The organism is Klebsiella terrigena (genome assembly GCF_012029655.1).
Taxonomy (GTDB): domain Bacteria; phylum Pseudomonadota; class Gammaproteobacteria; order Enterobacterales; family Enterobacteriaceae; genus Klebsiella; species Klebsiella terrigena.
In genome coordinates, this window is the sequence record NZ_CP050508.1 from 891,259 (window position 1) to 909,701 (window position 18,443).

The window sequence follows — 18,443 nt, forward strand, 5'->3', positions numbered from 1 at the left end:
AATTGGCAAGTGACTCATTTTTATGGCTACATTCACAATACGGTCTGTGAGTTTATCAACCTGGCATGCTTTTACTTATATGCCAGTCATCAAAAAGAAGAGCATATAGCATGCTCGGAGGGGCGTCTTTGACATCATCTATATCTCTGACGTAGCTCAGGCCTGCCTTTTGTAGAACTTTTTGCGATGCCAGATGGTTTGCTCTTACAACAGCATTAACTTCTGCAAGTTTTATTACCTCAAAGCCATACCTTACGGCATATTCAGCAAACTCCGTCGCCAGTCCTTTTCCCCACGCTTCAGTTGCAAACCGATACCCCAGATTATTGAACGGCTTATCGGTATAGCTGAGGATACTCAATCCACCGAAGCCAATGATATCTTCGGGGCTGTCGAGAAGGGATATTGCCCAGTTACCAAAACCATTGGCTACCCAATGCTCTACCCATCGATTCAAAACCGCCTGCGCATGTTGAATATCTGGATAAGGTCCAGCCGGATTGAATTGGTTCGTGGCAGGGTCGCCATATATCCTGAATAGATCGGCTACATCTGATGCAACTACCGGTCTAAGACATAAACGCCTGGTTTCAAGCTGCAAACTTACCTCCAGATTGCTGATTTCAATGTATTGGCTTCGATGACGCCGCAGGTTGATTTAAGCACACTTCGGCTGCGAAGCCATCGCCTTGCTCGATTTCGGGTATGCCCGCTCGTCGTTCGTGGCCGGCCTGGATATGAGGGACTTCCCATCCGTCATACGCCAAGGGACAATAATGTTAACTTTGGCGGAGTGGCATCCGCAGCAACGAACAAAGTACCTGCTTACGACTCCCGCAGCTGAACACCACCTTTCAATTATGCAAAATAATTCTCATTCACATGTAATATAGTGTGATGTTTATTAGCGCTTTTGGTTTTAAAAGGATGTGAAATGGGGACTCGATTTTCGACATTACGGCGCATTCCCGGTGGCGTCTGGATTATTGGTTTTGTCAGTCTTTTGATGGATGTTTCTTCTGAAATGATCCACAGCCTTCTTCCACTTTTTATGGCCACTGCTTTAGGGACGCCAGTAGTCATCATTGGTCTGATTGAGGGACTGGCTGAAGCGACGGCTTTATGCGTCAAAGTTTTTTCAGGTGTAATCAGTGATTACATTGGCAAACGTAAAGGGCTTGCAGTGCTTGGCTATGGCCTTGGTGCACTTAGCAAGCCACTTTTTGCGCTGGCTTCAACCTCAGGGATGATCTTCAGCGCGCGCATGATTGACCGAGTCGGAAAAGGAATTCGGGGCGCACCACGAGATGCGATCGTTGCCGACGTTACTCCCCCCGAGATCAGAGGGGCGGCTTATGGCCTGCGCCAGACACTGGACACGATGGGCGGTTTTCTTGGGCCGCTGCTGGCTGTGGGGCTAATGCTTTTATGGAGTAACGATTTCCGTGCTGTTTACTGGGTTGCCGTCGTGCCGGCATTTCTGGCCGTAGCCCTGTTATTTTTCGGATTACATGAACCACGCACACCAGTCGCTACGGTCAGAACTAATCCGGTGAGAAAGGAAAATCTGAAAAGGCTGGGTGTGGATTGCTGGTGGGTTATAGGACTCGGTGGGGTATTTACTCTCGCCAGATTTAGTGAGGCTTTCCTGGTGCTAAGGGCGCAAGAGGTTGATATCCCACTAGCTTTAATTCCTCTCGTGATGGTCGCCATGAATGTCGTCTTTTCTTTTACTGCGTACCCTTTCGGGCGCTTATCAGACAGCATCAGTCATAAGCGATTACTTCAAATGGGACTTGTAGTGCTCATCGCGGCTGACTTAGTTCTCGCCCTCAGTCATACCTGGGTCGGAATAATCGTGGGTGTTGCTTTGTGGGGCGTACATATGGGAATGACTCAGGGTCTGCTGAACACCATGATTGCCCGTACGGCACCCGCTGATCTTCGTGGTACGGCCTTTGGATTTTTCAGCTTACTGAGCGGAGCAGGATTGCTGATTGCAAGCCTGGGCGCAGGCCTGTTATGGGACATTTGGGGTTCTGCTTCAACATTTTTTGCCGGCGCGGTTATTTGTGTCTTGACGCTATTGCTGATGTATTTTGTGCCAGACCAGTCTAAATGAATCCTTCATTTACGGTCATGTGCTGACATCTGCCGGTTAAACCTGTTTAGCCCCTCCAGGAGACTCAATATTATTTCGAGGGGCTTTATTCCTGGTCTACTATTCGCACAGAGTGGACCTGCACACCCACGCTTCGGCCGTCCTCGCGCCAGGAGCGGGCATTGCTAACATCAACCTATGTTTGCTGGCCGGCCATGAAAACAGCTATTCCGGGTGTAGAATACGTTCGTATTATGGAATGTTAATAATTAATTGTGCTTATTTTATTTCAAAATAATATGTAGCGTACTCTTCATGATGTATTAATCTCTACATTAGTAAAATACTCATTCTGATCCTTATGCTCTCAACTGAGCAGGCCGCGCTTCGTATGCGGGCCTGGCGAATGTTAAAAACTGCCGGTGCGGCAGTATTACGCGATGGCGGTTACCTTATGCCAGACAACCATTCAGGGAAGGAGACCTTTAACCAGATTGCACTGGGTGTTCGCGCCGTTGGCGGTACTGCTTTTGTTATGCTGGCTAAGGAGCCGGAACACGTTGATTTCAGATCTCTGTTTGACCGTGCTGAGGATTACGCCGGATTACTCACAGAAATACGAAAAACACGCTCAGTTATCACGAAAGAAACTGCACTGACTCAACTCTTCGACATCTGCTCTTGAAACCCTTTCTGTCAGTGAATTCAACAACAGGATCTGGGCAACATGCCGTCGACCCTGGGTGGACAGATTAGCCAGCGCCTGGTTGATCCTTCGTTTTATCGATATAGAAGCTCGTTTCATATGGCTGGATGACATCGCTTCCTGCCCGACTGATGCAGTCGGTTTGACGGCCTGTTAATGACTTATCGAATGGGGTCTGAACATCATGAATAAAAGTCCGTCGCTTGCTGTTACCGCTACAGAAAGTCCCCCTCATCCGGTCAGTTTCCGGGAAGCGTTTTTATTCTGGCTGAAGCTGGGATTTATCAGTTTTGGCGGTCCGGCGGGACAAATATCAATAATGCATCAGGAACTGGTGGAAAACCGGCGCTGGATCTCGGAACAACGCTTTCTGCATGCGCTGAATTATTGCATGGTATTACCCGGACCTGAAGCACAGCAGTTGGCAACGTATATCGGCTGGCTGATGCACCGTACCCGGGGCGGTATTGTGGCCGGGGCATTATTTGTTCTGCCTTCACTATTTGTGTTAATCGCCCTGTCCTGGATTTATATCGCCTGGGGTCATCTCCCCATCGTCACGGGATTATTCTATGGCATCAAGCCCGCAATCACCGCTATTGTCGTGCAGGCAGCGCATCGCATCGGCTCCAGGGCGCTACGCAACAGTACTCAGTGGGCAATCGCCGCTGCCGCTTTTGTGGCGATCTTTGCTTTGAAAATCCCGTTCCCTCTTATCATTTTGGCAGCGGCGCTGACAGGCTTCATCGGTGGGCATTTCTCCCCCGGAAGTTTCAAAGGTGGTGGTGCACATGCCGGAACCGATAAATCTTATGGCCCGGCCATTATTGATGATGGCACTCCGACACCAGAGCATGCTGTTTTCAGGTGGTCACGGTTGATGTGGGTCGTCGTTAGTAGCGCACTACTGTGGGTACTCCCGATGGGAACACTTTATCTTACTCTGGGCCAGGAACATCCGATAACGCAGATGAGCTGGTTCTTTACCAAAGCAGCACTGCTCACCTTTGGTGGAGCTTATGCTGTACTACCTTATATTTATCAGGGGGCCGTTGTTAATAACCACTGGCTGACCCCCACCCAGATGATCGACGGCCTGGCATTGGGCGAAACTACCCCCGGTCCTTTAATTATGGTTGTCGCCTTTGTTGGATTTGTTGGCGGATATACAAATACTGTATTTGGGTCAGAGCACCTTTTCCTCGGTGGTGCTGTTGCTGCGGCATTCGTAACCTGGTTTACATTCCTTCCGTCTTTTTTGTTTATCCTGGCTGGTGGTCCATTTATAGAAACCACGCACGGCGATATCAAATTTACTGCTCCGCTCACTGCTATCACTGCAGCCGTCGTCGGCGTCATTCTCAATCTGGCGTTATTCTTCGGTTATCATGTATTGTGGCCAGAAGGCTTTGCCGGCAATATTGACTGGGTAGCTGCTTTAATTGCTCTCGCAGCAGCGGTTGCTCTGTTTCGCTTTAAATATAAAGTGACACATGTTATTGCCGCTTGCGCTATTATGGGGCTGATTTTGCATCTGTTATTCTTATCATGATTACAGTTCCTTTGGCTGATTCCTGAGCCGTCCGCATGTTTCTGGCTCTGTTGTGCTTGAACCACAGCCATCAGCACGCACATCTCATTCGCCAGACAACCTGCGCTCAGTCTGTAAGTATCCCGCTTAACCGAACCATTCGCTTTTAGAGAATATCCAGAGAACGGTCCAGCTATGCTATAAGGTCAATGTCCGCTCCTTGCTCATAGCTGCCACTGGCCGTTACTGTAGACTGCTTTGTGCCATAAGAGGGGACACCTCGGACATTACGACACGTTAGGTTAGATATCAAAAAGTGCATGGTTCGTTTTGCAGGGATACTTACAGGTCCACCCCTCGCTCATAAGGGACAACCATACTCAAATCTCCCACATTGCAGGAGATTTGAGTATGAACACGTCACCGTGCTTCTGTTGGGCCATAAGAAGCTGGAAAGCACAGTCCGTTATCTGGGCATTGAAGTCGATGATGCGTTAGAGATCTCTGAATCGATTGAAGTCTCAGGTTGTCAGAGCTGCAACAGCAGCACTGTGCCGGATATAGGTATTGTAATATCTGTAGGAGGTTATGGTAATTCTGACAAACAAGGGGCGATAAGATGAGTGAAATCTGTCAGAGCATGGCGGCTTCACTGCATTACCGATGCCAGACGACTATTGCGTTTTATTTGGCAGGTGCATACCAACTGAATAGCGTCTGCGTTAATCAGTGTTGAATCAATCTTTAACTCACTGAAAAATAATTAATACTTCACGATTCTTAACTTTCCTCCCGTTTCACGAGATGAAACATCTGTGATTCACCTCTTATTTACATCATTTAAACCAACCGTTAACTGGATAAAAACGCGACAGCCTCGTTATAGTAGTTTTGTAAAATAAAACACAGTTGTACAAGGTACAACAAATACGAGGTGTTCATGGAGATCGTTACCGCACCGCATCTTGCGGTCAGAAACGAGTGGCTTGCGCTACATCGTGAGGCGCCACTACAACCCGAACTGCCCATCATTGATGCGCATCATCATCTCTGGGATCGGCAAACCGGACGCTATCTCACCCATGAGTTCAGCGACGATATCCAGACCTCAGGGCATCGCGTTTTCTCATCGGTCTACGTGCAGTGCCGCTCTATGCTGCGGCTCGAAGGGCCGGAAACGCTGAAACCGTTTGGTGAAATCGAGTTTGCCGGTGGTATAGCCGCGATGTTCGCCAGCGGACATTATGCAAACGCTCTCGGATGTGAAGCCATCATCGGCGGCCTTAGCTTGCTAGCGGGCGATGCGATGCAGCCTGCCATCGAGAGTGCGCTGGCTTTATCAGGCGGGCGGTTGCGCGGAATGCGTAATCCACTGGCCTGGCATCCGGATCCGCGGGTAACGTCCAGCCCGGTTGCGCCACCGGCAAGCCTGGCGCTGAGCGCTCCGTTCCGCCGGGGCGCTGTCTGCCTCGCGAAAAATGGATTGTCGCTTGATGTGTGGGTTTACCACACGCAACTGGATGAAATTGCCGAGCTGGCGAGGCAAATACCAACGCTACAGATTGTGCTCGATCACTGCGGCGGGCCAGTCGGCGTAGGGCCCTATTCAGAAAAGGATCCTGACATGTTTCAGCAGTGGCGAAGGAGTATGCAACATCTGGCGGAACTGCCGAACGTATGCGTAAAAATTAGCGGCTTTGGCATGACGGTGAGGGGATTTCACTTCGCAATGGCAGAGACACCGCCGGATTCGCGAATGCTGGCACAGGCCTGGCAACCGTGGTTTGAGACGATCGTTTCTCTTTTCGGTGTGGACCGCTGCATGTTCGCCAGTAACTTTCCGGTCGACAAAGGCATGTTCAGCTACGGCGTCTTCTGGAATGCCTGCAAACGCCTGGCGCAACAGGCTTCCCCTGACGAACAGGCGCAGTTGTTCTGGCGCACTGCCGCAACCTGCTACCGGATAACCTCTGTGGAGAATATCAATGACCAGTAAAAGCGAGCTCAAGCAGTTTACTGCGACTAAAGCGACGACAGACTCTTTGCCTCAGCACGTGGCTGAGAAACGAACGCTGGCGCTGGGTGGCCTTGGCTGGGTATTTGAAAGCTACGACTCATTTCTACTCTCATTGCTATTGCCGGTATTAGGAGTGGTGTTTGGCGTGAATAAAAGCGAGCTTGGACTGCTTATCAGCGTAACGGCCGGTGGACAGATCATCGGCGGGATCCTTTTTGGTTTTATCGCCGATAAAATTGGTCGTGTAAAAACGGCTCTGACCTGTATCGCCATCTATTCACTCTTTTCCGGACTGTTAGCCTTTACGCATGATCAACAGCATTTCGCTCTTTTGCGTTTTTGCGGTGCGCTGGGTATGGGCGGAATGTGGACGTCAGGTGCGGCGTTGATTGCTGAAACCTGGCGACCTGAACGGCGTGCGCGCGGCGGCGCTTTGATGCAAATGGGCTTACCTGTTGGCGCTATCCTGGCTATCAGCCTGACGGCAATCGTGACCTCGATTAACGGCGGCCTGGAGCAGGGCGCATGGCGCTATCTGTTTATGATCGGCGCGCTGCCAGTATTCATTATGAGCGTGGTGGCCAGGTTCACGCCGGAATCACAGGTTTGGCTTGCACGGCAGCAGGGGAAAGCCAAGCGCACTCAACCTGCCTCGATGCTGGGCAAACAAAATCTGAAAGGCCTGCTGCTGGCTTTCGTCTTTATCTTCTTTATTCAGTATCTGTTCTGGGGTGTATTTACCTGGACACCAACCTATCTACGGGAAGTAAAACATTTGGATTTTCAACACAGCCTGAAATTTGTGCTCGCGTTGCAGGTCGGGGCGATCGCAGGTTTTCTGGTCTTTTCAGTGCTGGCGGATAAATGGGGGCGTCGTCCGATGTTCCTGATTTATCTGTTAACGGGCGCCATGGCTGTTGCGCTTTACCTTGTTACTACTCAACCCTTCATTCTGATGCTGGCGATTTTCATGGCTGGTTTTGGTGTTAACGGTATTTTTGCGGGCTCGGGACCCTTCCTGGCAGAAATCATCGGAGATACGTCATCGCGTGGCTTCCTGATGGGGCTCGCCTACAACGGAGGCCGGCTGGGCGGGTTTATCGCGCCCCTACTCATCGGCGCGGTCGCCAGCTCCGGCGGTTTCACTGCGGGACTGGCGACTACCGTGGTCGCTTTCCTGGCGGCAATGGTGGTGGTGTGGCTGGTGCCGGAAACCAGAGGCATCAAGCTGAAGTAAGGTATTACATCTCTACATCGTTTTCCTGATAAACATAATGAAACCCTGCGAGGAAACAATGACCGATCAATTACCGAATAGCGCTATCGACAACGACGCGCTAGAAAAAGAGACCATGCGGCGGGTTATCTGGCGCATCCTGCCTTTTCTGGTCGTAAGCTACCTGGTCTCGATTATTGACCGGGGCAATATAGGTATGGCTGCGCTACAGATGAATGAGGATCTGGGCCTGAGCAAGGCGGCTTTTGGTTTCGCCAGCAGCTTATATTTTGTGGCCTACTTTATATTTGAGGTACCCAGCAACCTGGCGATGCAGAAGGTGGGCGCACGATTGTGGCTCCCGCGGATTATGATCAGTTGGGGAGTGGTGTCGATGTGTATGGCGCTGGTGCAAAATACAACCTCCCTTTATATCGTGCGTTTTCTGCTGGGAGCGGCGGAAGCGGGCTTTTTCCCTGGCGTGGTGCTCTATCTTACCTGGTGGATCCCTTCGCGTTACCGCGGGCGCATTATTGCCTCTTTTATGGTGGCCATTCCGCTGGCTAACTTTATCGGTTCACCGCTTTCAGGTTTGATCCTGACGCTGGATGGCTTGTTCGGGATGCGCGGCTGGCATCTGTTATTCCTTATTGAAGGGCTGCCTGCGGTGCTGCTGGGGATAGCCGCATTTTTTATTCTGCGGGACCGCCCGCATCAGGCTGGCTGGTTGAACGAGCGGCAGAAAGCGTGGCTGGAAAACACGTTAGATGCCGAGCGCCAACAGCAGAAACAAATCGACCACATCAGCACATGGCAGCTATTGAAGCACCGCCAAATCTGGCTTATGGCGCTGATTTACGCCGGCGCGTCGTCTGCTGGCACCACGCTTAGCGTCTGGTCGCCGCAGCTACTAAAGTCTTTCCATCTTGATAACCTGACCACCGGGCTGCTTAATGCCATCCCCTATGGCCTGGCCTCGGTGCTGATGATTGTCTGGGGACGGAGTTCGGATCGCACCAATGAACGTCGCTGGCACACGGCTCTCACCCTATTTATGATTGCGGTTGGCGTGTTCGCAGCGTTCATCAATCTGTCGCTGCCGATGACCATTGTTATTCTCAGTACCATATTAATTGGCGCTTATTCGGCGAAGGGGCCATTCTGGGCGCTGGCCACAGGCTGGATGAGCAGCACGTCAGCCGCCGCGGGGCTGGCGGCAATCGGCGCGATAGCCAACCTGATTGGCGGAGTGGTGATGGTGAATGCCTATGGTGTTATTAGCGAACAGACAGGAAGCCATACGCTGGCGATGCTACCACTGGCTGGCTTGTGCCTGGCAGGCGGCATCGCGGTGCTGATCATAGGACGCCATTACTCGCAGCCTGCCGGTCAGGAAAAACCGGTCACCCATTAATAAGCAAAGGCGGGATTTTTCCCGCCTTTTCAACATACGTTATTCTTTTATACCGTAAAACTTTTCGCAGAAGGGTTTACTGGCCCCTAACTTGATCGACAGGCGGTTGGCCGTCTCTCGCATTAGCTGGCTGAGGCCGCTCTCTTTGCGGTCTGCAGTCAGACGCGATGACGGTCCTGTCAGCGCCAGTGCCGCGATGAGGTTATCGTGGACGCCAAAAACCGGCATCGCGAAGGCCGCAGTGTGCGGATCGCGCGCGCCAGAGGTATAGAACGGCAGGGTTTCTTCGTCTTCCGGAAGTGCCTCCCCCAGTCCCCAATGACGTAAAATTTTGCTGATAGCGGAGCCATCCAGTGGGAACTGACTGCCGGGCAGGTTGCTATGGCGTAATCCCTCTGAAGCTTCGGCGCGGAACAGACACAGGCGTTGGCCGCCCTCTATCACATACCAGCTCGCGCTTTCACTGGAGGCCTGAGACAGCGCCTGCAATTCCGGTTGTACAATTCTCGCAAGCTGAAATGATTGCTCATAAAGCTTGCCGAGATAGAGCAGACGGTGGCCGAGCGAATAGGTGCCATCGTCATGCCGGATAATGTAGTTCATACGCTCAAGCGAATTCATTAAGCGATAAACGGTGGTTTTGTGATATCCCGAGAGCTGGGCCAGCTCAGTTAACGTCAGGCTGTCATTACCGGGCCGGAAACAATCCAGTAAAGCGAGCGCCTTTTCAACGGCAATTACGCCTTCATTCCCCATCATTCTCTCCTTTTGGCCGAACAAAATTGTACCTGAATTTTGTGATTAACTTCGTGTTTACATCACAAACAAGCTCGCAACGCTGGCGAAAAGAGAAGCAATGCTCGTATAGTTGTTTTATATAGTACATTCATGTTGTACATAGTAAAACAAATGGAGACTAACCATGCCTGCCTCACAACAGAAATTAATAAATTTGAATATTGAGCGTGTCAGCGCGGAGGAGGTCCGTCAGGCCGCCGAATATCAGGCGGCGATTCTCGCTGATGTGGCCGGACGCCGCGGCACATTACATGGCCGTATCAAGCCACTGGCGCCGCATATGGCTGTGGCCGGCCCGGCAATTACCGTAGAGGTCCGCCCGGGAGATAACCTGGCTATTCACGCTGCGATGGCCATCGCCAAACCTGGCGATGTGCTAGTGATAGACGGCAAGGGCGATCTCTCCTGCGCTTTACTGGGTGAGATCATGGCAACGCAGGCACTGGCCAGCGGCATCGCAGGTATCATCATTGACGGCGCAGTTCGCGATGCTGAAACCTTAAGCAAACAAAGCTTTCCTGTTTTCGCAGCCGGCCTTAATCCGTGCGGTCCCACCAAGTTCATTCCAGGTCGGGTCAATCATGCTATTTCGGTAGCGGGCGCCGCGGTACAGGCGGGTGACCTGGTGGTTGGGGATATTGACGGCGTCGTGATTATCCCCCGCGATGAAGTACGCACCATCATTGAGCTGGCAAAAGGTAAACTGGAAGGGGAGCAAAAACGTCTATCGGCTATCCACGGCGGCGATCTTCGCCCACACTGGCTGGAGAACGCTTTGCGTCAGGCGGGTATGCTGAGCGAAGGGGAGGCATTGCCATGAGCGATAAAAAAGTCGTACTGGTTACCGGCAGCGATTTGGCTGAAGCGGCGCTCGGCATGCTGGAAGATTATGAACTCGTATTTGCTGGCCGCCAACCAACAGAAAACCAACTGATAGAATTATGCCAGCAGCATAATCCGGTCGCCATATTAGTGCGCTATGGCAAGATTGCGGCATCTGTGATGGATGCCGCTCCGGCATTGAAGGTAATTTCCAAGCATGGCAGCGGCATTGATGTCATTGACGTCGAAGCGGCATCGGCGCGCGGCGTGATGGTTCGCGCGGCGACAGGCGCTAACGCCGCCGCGGTTTCAGAACACGCCTGGGCATTAATTCTGGCCTGTGCCAAGTCAATCATTCCGCTTGACCGCCGCCTGCGTGAAGGGCACTGGGATAAATCGACGCATAAATCGCTCGAACTGGAAGGCAAAACGCTGGGGCTAATAGGCCTGGGCGCGATTGGTAGCCGCGTGGCGAAAATTGCCGGCGCCTTCGGTATGAAGGTGCTGGCTTACGATCCTTATGCCACCACTGTTCCCCCCGAATGCGAACGTGTTGATGTACTAAAAAATCTTCTTACGCAGGCTGATGTTGTGTCCCTTCATTGTCCCTTAACGCAACAAAATCGGGGAATGATAAATGCCGTTACGCTGGCCCAGTGTAAACCTGGCGCCATCCTGGTCAATACCGCGCGGGGCGGATTGATCGACGATGCGGCACTGGCAGCGGCATTAAAAGGGGGGGCGTTGCGCTGGGCGGCGCTCGATAGCTTTAACAGTGAACCATTAACCACGCCGCACATCTGGGAGCGGGTCGAAAATGTCATTCTGTCTCCACACGTTGGTGGCGTAAGCGACGCCTCTTACGTGAAAATGGGTACAACCGCAGCAGCCAACATTTTGCAGGTGCTCCAGGAGTTATCTCAGACAGAGACAACGTACTAAATTTTATTCCCTCCTGTTTTTTTAGCAGCTCCGGCTTGTTCGGGGCTGCTATAACTTATGCATTATTTTTTGTAACAAGTGAAAGGTCTGCTGTTCGCTCATAGCGGCCACTGGCCGTTACTGTAGACTGCTTTGTGCCAGGAGCGGACATTTCACACTTCTGCTTATGTGACCAAAATCGGTATACCACTACAGGGCATCTCCATCTCTGCCATGATGCAATTATGGCGAATTGTGTTTATATATACTTTTTCATCGGCTGGATTTCCGCCGCATACACTCTTTCGGATGATAACGAAACACCATGAATCTTCGTGAAAACATTGTGAGTCAGTTCAGCCTGCTGTCGCCTGAACTCCAGCGCGCGGCGGAATTTTCCCTGCAAAACGCCAACCAGTTAGTGGTGCAATCTATGCGCGCCTTCGCCGCAGAAGCCAGGGTTAAACCTGCCACGCTATTACGGCTGGCGCAGCGTCTGGGCTATAACGGTTGGGGGGAATTGAAAAGCGCCTTTATCGACGATCTCGGCTTACTAAATGATACATATGTATCTAAGGCGGAAAAGTTGATCGCGAAAGGAACGCAACCCGCACTGTACGAAGAGGTGTTCCTCGCGCATCAGGCCAATCTGGCCTTCACCCAGGCTGAGAATCAGCACTCCATGCAGCAAGCCGTTACGCTGCTGGATGAGGCGAAGCAGGTCTATATTTGCGGTTTCCGCGCCAGCTTTCCCATCGCCTGGTCGTTGTTTTATGTCTACCGATTGTTCAATCGCCACGTGTCGCTGATTGACGGGCTGGCCAGTAATATCGAAGTATTCACCCGCGAGATCACGGCAGAAGACTGCCTGTTATTGACCAGCTTTGCGCCATATTCCCGCGAGTCCCTCGACGTTCTCAATGCTGCCAGGCAGGCCGGGGCGCGGATTATCGCCATCACCGATTCGCCGGTTTCGCCGCTGGCGCAGGCTGCGGATTGCACGTTGCTGTTCTCCCTCAGCAGTCCGTCATTTTTCCCTTCGGTGGCAGCCGGTATGGGTGTCGCAGAGTGTTTGCTGGCAATGCTTGTTGCTCACCACGGACGGGAGGCGGTGAGTAAAATTGAGAGCGCAGAACGTTATCTTCAAAGCTCTGGGGCGTATGTGATGCCCGGAAAACCCTGACAAATGATTCATTTGCCTCCATCATAAGAAAATGAAATGCATTTGAATCATTGTTGCATTGACGAGATTCAAATGGATCCTGCAAGATGCTTTCAACTTACGCGAAAGCGATTTCTAAAGCAGGAAGAAAAGCATGAGTCAAATCATTCACCGCAGCCTCCGTACCACGCCAGTCGTGGCGGTCGGTGCGCAAGGGGCTTACATCACGGATGTCAGTGGTAAACGCTATCTGGATGCCTGCGGCGGTGCAGCGGTTTCGTGTCTGGGTCACGCCCACCCGGATGTGCTGGCGGCGATGCACCGGCAGATCGATCAACTGGCCTATGCCCACACCAGTTTTTTCACCAGCGATACGGTGGAACAACTGGCAGAGCAACTCGTCCGCACCGCGCCCGATTCTCTGAACTACGCCTATTTCGTCTCCGGCGGGTCGGAAGCGGTTGAAACGGCGCTGAAGCTGGCGCGCCAGTATTTTGTTGAGATCGGGCAACCGGAGCGCACGCTGTTTATTGCCCGTAAACAAAGCTACCACGGTAATACGCTGGGTGCGCTGGCCGTTGGTGGTAACGAGTGGCGCCGCCGCCAGTTCGCGCCGCTGCTGATGGATGTGGTGCGCGTATCGGCCTGTAATGAGTATCGTGACCGTGCGGCGGGTGAAAGCCAGCAGCAGTACACCGAACGTTTGCTTGGCGAACTCGAAGCGGCCATTCTGGACGCCGGACCGGAAAAAATTATCGGTTTTTGTGCCGAAACGGTGGTTGGTGCAACCACCGGCGCAACTCCGCCAACGCCGGGTTATCTGCAGGGCGTTCGTCGGTTGTGTGATAAATACGGCATTTTGTACATCGCTGATGAGGTGATGTGCGGCATGGGGCGTACCGGCACGCTGCACGCCTTTGAGCAGGATGGCATTGTCCCTGATATCGTGACCATCGCAAAAGGGTTAGGCGGGGGCTACCAGCCCATTGGCGCGGTGCTGGCCAGTGAGAAAATCGTTTCCGCACTACAGGCTGGTAGTGGAATGTTCCAGCATGGTCACACCTATATCTGCCACCCGACGGCAGCAGCAGCTGCACTGGCAGTGCAACAGGTTATCGAGCGGGATCATTTGCTGGAACAGGTGCAGCAGCAGGGCGCGTATTTGCAGCAGGCACTGCATGACGTGCTGGGCGAGTTACCTTATGTTGGTGATACACGCGGTCGGGGTTTGTTCGCTGGTGTGGAACTGGTACGCGATAAAACGAGCAAAACGCCATTCGATCCAGCTCTGAAACTGCATGCTGCTCTCAAAGCGCAGTGCATGGCACAAGGGTTACTGGTCTATCCGATGGGCGGAACTGTTGATGGTCAACTGGGTGATCATATTCTGATTGCACCACCGTTTATTGTCAGCCGTCCAGAACTCGATTTCGTGGTTGATACCCTGCGTAAGGTCATCAGCGAAGAGACGCATAAACTGGCGAGCCGTCAGCCATGAACCGTTTACCTGCACTGTCGGAACAGCAGTGGAGCGATGAACAACGCCAGCTTGCGGAGGAGATCATCAACGGCCCGCGCGGCGCACTGCTGCCGCCGTTTGAACCGTTATTGCGCAGCCCGGAACTGATGGCGCATACGCAGCGGATGGGTGAGTATCTGCGCTACCGTAGCGCGATTGGGCTGCGATTATCGGAACTGGCAATCCTGCTTACCGCGCGTCACTGGTCGCAACCGGTTGAATGGGCTATTCATGCGCCAATCGCCAGGGAAAAAGGGATCGCGGCACAGGCTGTACAGGCCATTAATGAACAGCGTCGACCCGAGGCGCTGGCGGCTGATGAATGGGTGGTTTACCACTTTTGCCAGCAGTTGCATCAGCATAAAAAAGTCAGTGACGACATCTGGCAACAGGCAATCGACCTGTGGGGTGAAAAGGGGGTTGTCGATCTGATTGGTATCAACGGTTATTACAGCTTTCTTTCAATGATCATGAACGGCGCGCAGACGCCTGTACCCGACACCAGGGATTTTATTATTCCCGCATAAATAATTCGCACGCATTTATTTTTATATTGCGTGCGAATGTAGGGATACAGTTTTTATTCTCAACGACAATATCATTTTTATGGTGTTGCGCGAAAACTCCTGTTTGCTGTCTTAATTACGCTGAGGGTTATTATGTCTGCATTATTGAAAAAATTAAAGATTACACTGGCACTGGTAGCCTGTTCGGCAAGTTTTGCCGCGATGGCACAAGATAAATTATTAGTGGGCGTGGATACGGCGTTCGTTCCCTTTGAATTTAAACAAGGTGATAAATATGTCGGTTTTGATATCGATTTATGGGATGCCATTGCGAAGAAAATGAATGTCAGCTACGAATTACGTCCTATGGATTTCGGTGGCTTAATTCCGGGGCTGCAATCGCGCAATCTGGATGTGGCAATGGCCGGGATCACCATTACCGATGCCCGCAAACAGGTCGTTGATTTCAGCCAGGGCTACTACGATGCGGACCTCTTAATGGCGGTGAAGAGCGGTGATCAATCTATCACCAAATTCAGCGATTTGGCCGGTAAAAAAGTGGGGCTGAAGCAGGGCACCGCAGCCGCAAGTTTCATGAAATCCAAATATAAAGCCAACTATGTCGAATTCCCTAACATCGATAACGCCTATCTCGACTTGCAGGCAGGCAACCTGGATGCGGTAGTTCACGACTCCCCGAACGTGCTGTACTACGTGAAAACCGCCGGTGGCGGCAAGGTGAAATCGACCGGGGAAACGGACAGCATTCTGCCGCAGCAATATGGTTTTGCAATGCAGAAAAACAGCAGCCTGACACCGAAAGTCGATGCAGCGTTACAGGCATTACGCGCGGATGGCACCTACGGAAAAATTTATTTCAAATGGTTTAACAAACAACCCAAATAACCCCCGTCAGGCCGGTTAACACCGGCCTGAACCGAGAGTGAATTGACCTCATTATGAATTTCGAAACGAAGTATATATGGGAATCGCTGCCGCTGTTATTACAGGGGCTGCAACTGACACTATTGATCTCAATGGTCGGTTTAGCGGGCGGATTTATTATTGGTCTGCTGGCAGGAACCTGTCGTGCTCTGGGAAGCGGTATCGCGAAAACGGTGTCATTAATTTTCGTTGAGCTGATTCGCGGTACGCCAATTATGGTTCAGGTGATGTTTATCTATTTTGCCTTGCCAATGCTACTGCCTGTTCGTATCGACCCAATTACGGCCGCGATTGTCACCATTATTATTAACTCTGGCGCGTATATTGCAGAAATCACGCGCGGTGCGATTTTGTCCATCAATAAAGGATTTAAAGAAGCCAGTCTGGCGATGGGATTATCGCAGCGTGCAACGCTGTGGTACGTGATTATGCCGCTGGCCTTGCGTCGCATGATCCCGGCGCTGGGCAACCAGTGGATCATCAGCATCAAAGATACCTCGTTGTTTATTGTTATCGGCGTCGCGGAATTAACGCGTCAGGGCCAGGAGATCATCGCCGGGAACTTCCGTGCCCTTGAAGTCTGGACAGCAGTAGCGCTGATCTACCTTGCCGTCACCCTGTGCCTGAGTTTCCTGCTGAAGCGACTGGAGAAAAGGATCCATATTTTATGAGCATGGTTGAATTTAGCGCGGTCGCTAAACATTTCGGTACCACGCAGGTGCTGCACGATATCAATCTGAAAATTGATGCCGGTGAAGTGGTAGTGATTATCGGTCCTTCCGGTTCGGGCAAATCGACGCTGCTGCGTTGCATCAATAAACTGGAAGAGATCTCCTCTGGCACCTTGCTGGTCGCCGGGATGCACCTGACCGATCCCCACGTCAACGAGTGCGATATCCGCCGCGAAGCGGGGATGGTGTTTCAGCAATTTCACCTGTTTCCTCACCTGACGGCGCTGGAGAATGTGATGTTTGGGCCTATCCGCGTGCGCAAAATGAGTAAAGTGGCAGCCCGCGAACAGGCACTGGCACTGCTGGATCGTGTTGGACTGCGCGAACGTGCCGATCACTATCCTTCCGAGCTTTCTGGCGGTCAGCAGCAACGCGTGGCTATTGCCCGTGCGCTGGCGGTAAAACCGAAAATGATGTTGTTTGATGAGCCAACCTCTGCGCTCGATCCGGAGTTGCGCCATGAAGTATTGAAAGTGATGCGTTCACTGGCGGATGAGGGGATGACAATGGTTATTGTGACGCACGAGATTGGCTTTGCACGCGATGTGGCGTCGCGGTTGATTTTTATTGATGGTGGAACCATTGCTGAAGACGGCCCGCCTGATATTCTGCTGAATGCCAGTAGCAATCCGCGCCTGAAAGAATTTTTACAGCACGTTTCCTGAACATAAGTGAATGCATCGCATGAAAAAAATCGACATCAGTGGTTCCTCGTTTGAGATTGGCCTGCGTCTTGGCGAGTTTGGCCGTGAAGCCTGGCATCAGAAACTGACGCTTACGCCGCTGTGGCAAACGGTGATGACCATGCAGTCATCCGCTCAGACCCAGGTAATGCGTGCTGCAGTGCAGACACATTACCCGCAAATCTGGCTGGAGCTGGAAGGGCTGGCGCAGGGGCTGGAGGCCACCATTGATCAGGTCTTTGCCTGGAACTGCCGTGGCGACCTGGTGCGCTCAACGTCGGATGGCTGTACAACGGTTGCCGGGATAAACGCAGCTGGCGAGCGGATTATTGCGCATAACGAAGATGGTTTTCCCCAGTTACGCGATGACTGCTTGCTGGTCACCATTATTCCGGAGTGTGGTCTGAGTTTTACCAGTTTTGCCTATCCGGGTTCGATTTGCGGCCACACCTTTGCGGTGAATGAAAAAGGTATCGTTAACACGGTTAATAACATCCGTGCAGTGCATCGCCCGCAGGGATTGCCGCGCCAGATACTGGCCCGTGCCTCGCTGAATGCAAACACCCTCGACGAAGCCATCACCATTCTAACCGGGCAGCCACGCGCCGGGGCATTTCATCATATGCTGGGGCAGATGGGCGATACGCGGCTGTTCAGTGTTGAGGCCACGGGCAGCGGCTGTTCTGTTATGCCACTGACGACAGTGGCCGGACATGCCAACCATCTTGTGCATGCCGCTCTTGCTTACGTTGAGCAGGTAGTAACGGACAGCTCTGCGTCGCGTCAACTACGTCTGGCGCAGTGGCTGGAGAATCACCACCCGTTTGACGCCACAGCGGCAAAAGGCATTCTCTCTGATAAACATGATACCGTGTTGCCTATTTTCCGGCTGGCTGCCGACGATCCGGATGATGAGAACACTCTCGCCACGGCAGTTTTCACCCTCGATGCAAACCATGTCAGGTGGCAAATTTTCGGTATTAATCGCGACGCTGCCGAATCACAGGGGGAAGTGCGTTAATGTGATAGCTTGATGCTGCAGTGATAATTGATTAAGAAGGAGTCATGCTATGCAGATAGTTAAAGATTTCTATCTTGAATAAAATTTATGGATAAACAGCAGGTAAGCCAATCGCCGATAGTTTGTAATTTCTGTGCTGGTTTATCTTCCTCCGATAACCAGCTAGATTGTAGCCTGCTCCCCCGTTGAATAAGGCACCTCAATGTTAGTCATGTAGTTGTTGGAGGTGCGAACTTCCGCTGTTCGCTCATAGCTGCCACTGGCCGTTACCGTAGACTGCTTTGTGCCATAAGAGGGGACACCTCGGACATTACGACACGTTAGGTTAGATATCAAAAAGTGAATGGTTC

Annotated in this window: 18 protein-coding genes; 16 read left to right on the forward strand and 2 right to left on the reverse strand. The window is 52.0% G+C overall.

Translation table 11 applies throughout. The features are described 5' to 3' along the window. Positions 1–55: 55 nt before the first annotated feature. Positions 56–601, reverse strand: coding sequence for a GNAT family N-acetyltransferase (locus HCK03_RS04350; protein WP_135184008.1), 546 nt, complete (start codon positions 599–601; stop codon positions 56–58). Between the two features lie 333 nt (positions 602–934). Between HCK03_RS04350 and HCK03_RS04355 the strand changes: the two genes are divergently transcribed. The 7 genes from HCK03_RS04355 (at position 935) to HCK03_RS04385 (ending at position 8,985) form a co-directional block, all read left to right on the forward strand. Further along, a complete protein-coding gene (locus HCK03_RS04355; protein WP_041147116.1) occupies positions 935–2,122 on the forward strand; it encodes an MFS transporter in 1,188 nt (395 codons plus the stop codon). Between the two features lie 385 nt (positions 2,123–2,507). After that, positions 2,508–2,786, forward strand: coding sequence for a hypothetical protein (locus tag HCK03_RS04360; protein ID WP_148707964.1), 279 nt, complete (start codon positions 2,508–2,510; stop codon positions 2,784–2,786). A gap of 58 nt (positions 2,787–2,844) precedes the next feature. Then, the gene (locus HCK03_RS26580) at positions 2,845–2,964 is read left to right on the forward strand and encodes a chromate resistance protein ChrB domain-containing protein (RefSeq protein ID WP_167691185.1); all 120 of its coding nucleotides are present in this window, start codon (positions 2,845–2,847) and stop codon (positions 2,962–2,964) included. A 27-nt stretch (positions 2,965–2,991) separates the two neighbouring features. After that, complete coding sequence (chrA, locus tag HCK03_RS04370; protein ID WP_167691186.1) at positions 2,992–4,359, forward strand: chromate efflux transporter; 1,368 nt, start codon at positions 2,992–2,994, stop codon at positions 4,357–4,359. A 919-nt stretch (positions 4,360–5,278) separates the two neighbouring features. Next, positions 5,279–6,334: an amidohydrolase family protein gene (locus tag HCK03_RS04375; RefSeq protein WP_167691187.1), complete on the forward strand. Its 1,056-nt coding sequence runs from the start codon at positions 5,279–5,281 to the stop codon at positions 6,332–6,334. Continuing rightward, positions 6,324–7,592, forward strand: coding sequence for an MFS transporter (locus HCK03_RS04380; protein ID WP_167691188.1), 1,269 nt, complete (start codon positions 6,324–6,326; stop codon positions 7,590–7,592). The genes HCK03_RS04375 and HCK03_RS04380 overlap by 11 nt, the downstream gene beginning before the upstream one ends. A gap of 58 nt (positions 7,593–7,650) precedes the next feature. Then, complete coding sequence (locus HCK03_RS04385) at positions 7,651–8,985, forward strand: MFS transporter (RefSeq protein WP_148250368.1); 1,335 nt, start codon at positions 7,651–7,653, stop codon at positions 8,983–8,985. A 39-nt stretch (positions 8,986–9,024) separates the two neighbouring features. On the opposite strand, the gene HCK03_RS04390 is transcribed toward HCK03_RS04385, so the two are convergent. Then, positions 9,025–9,741 carry an IclR family transcriptional regulator gene (locus HCK03_RS04390; protein WP_143992194.1) on the reverse strand — a complete coding sequence of 239 codons (717 nt, stop codon included), beginning with the start codon at positions 9,739–9,741 and terminating at the stop codon, positions 9,025–9,027. Positions 9,742–9,907: 166 nt separating this feature from the next. Between HCK03_RS04390 and HCK03_RS04395 the strand changes: the two genes are divergently transcribed. From HCK03_RS04395 to HCK03_RS04435, 9 genes are all read left to right on the forward strand, one after another. Continuing rightward, positions 9,908–10,603 carry an RraA family protein gene (locus HCK03_RS04395; RefSeq protein WP_167691189.1) on the forward strand — a complete coding sequence of 232 codons (696 nt, stop codon included), beginning with the start codon at positions 9,908–9,910 and terminating at the stop codon, positions 10,601–10,603. Then, entirely contained in the window at positions 10,600–11,547 is a 948-nt protein-coding gene (locus HCK03_RS04400) for a hydroxyacid dehydrogenase (RefSeq protein ID WP_041147109.1), read from the forward strand. The genes HCK03_RS04395 and HCK03_RS04400 overlap by 4 nt, the downstream gene beginning before the upstream one ends. A 304-nt stretch (positions 11,548–11,851) precedes the next feature. Beyond that, positions 11,852–12,709, forward strand: a complete 858-nt coding sequence (locus HCK03_RS04405) for a MurR/RpiR family transcriptional regulator (protein ID WP_135184011.1) — start codon at positions 11,852–11,854, stop codon at positions 12,707–12,709. A gap of 133 nt (positions 12,710–12,842) precedes the next feature. Beyond that, positions 12,843–14,186 carry an aspartate aminotransferase family protein gene (locus HCK03_RS04410; protein WP_041147107.1) on the forward strand — a complete coding sequence of 448 codons (1,344 nt, stop codon included), beginning with the start codon at positions 12,843–12,845 and terminating at the stop codon, positions 14,184–14,186. After that, on the forward strand, positions 14,183–14,734 hold the full coding sequence (locus HCK03_RS04415) for a carboxymuconolactone decarboxylase family protein (protein ID WP_143717490.1): 552 nt from the start codon (positions 14,183–14,185) through the stop codon (positions 14,732–14,734). The genes HCK03_RS04410 and HCK03_RS04415 overlap by 4 nt, the downstream gene beginning before the upstream one ends. Positions 14,735–14,866: 132 nt before the next feature. After that, a complete protein-coding gene (gene glnH / locus HCK03_RS04420; RefSeq protein WP_041147105.1) occupies positions 14,867–15,619 on the forward strand; it encodes a glutamine ABC transporter substrate-binding protein GlnH in 753 nt (250 codons plus the stop codon). A gap of 53 nt (positions 15,620–15,672) precedes the next feature. Next, complete coding sequence (gene glnP / locus HCK03_RS04425; RefSeq protein ID WP_135184014.1) at positions 15,673–16,329, forward strand: glutamine ABC transporter permease GlnP; 657 nt, start codon at positions 15,673–15,675, stop codon at positions 16,327–16,329. Between the two features lie 2 nt (positions 16,330–16,331). After that, complete coding sequence (glnQ, locus tag HCK03_RS04430; RefSeq protein WP_143717854.1) at positions 16,332–17,054, forward strand: glutamine ABC transporter ATP-binding protein GlnQ; 723 nt, start codon at positions 16,332–16,334, stop codon at positions 17,052–17,054. A gap of 19 nt (positions 17,055–17,073) precedes the next feature. Next, positions 17,074–18,093 (forward strand): acyl-CoA--6-aminopenicillanic acid acyl-transferase, encoded by a 1,020-nt coding sequence (locus tag HCK03_RS04435; RefSeq protein WP_041147103.1) that lies wholly within the window; start codon positions 17,074–17,076, stop codon positions 18,091–18,093. The last annotated feature ends 350 nt before the right edge of the window (positions 18,094–18,443 follow it).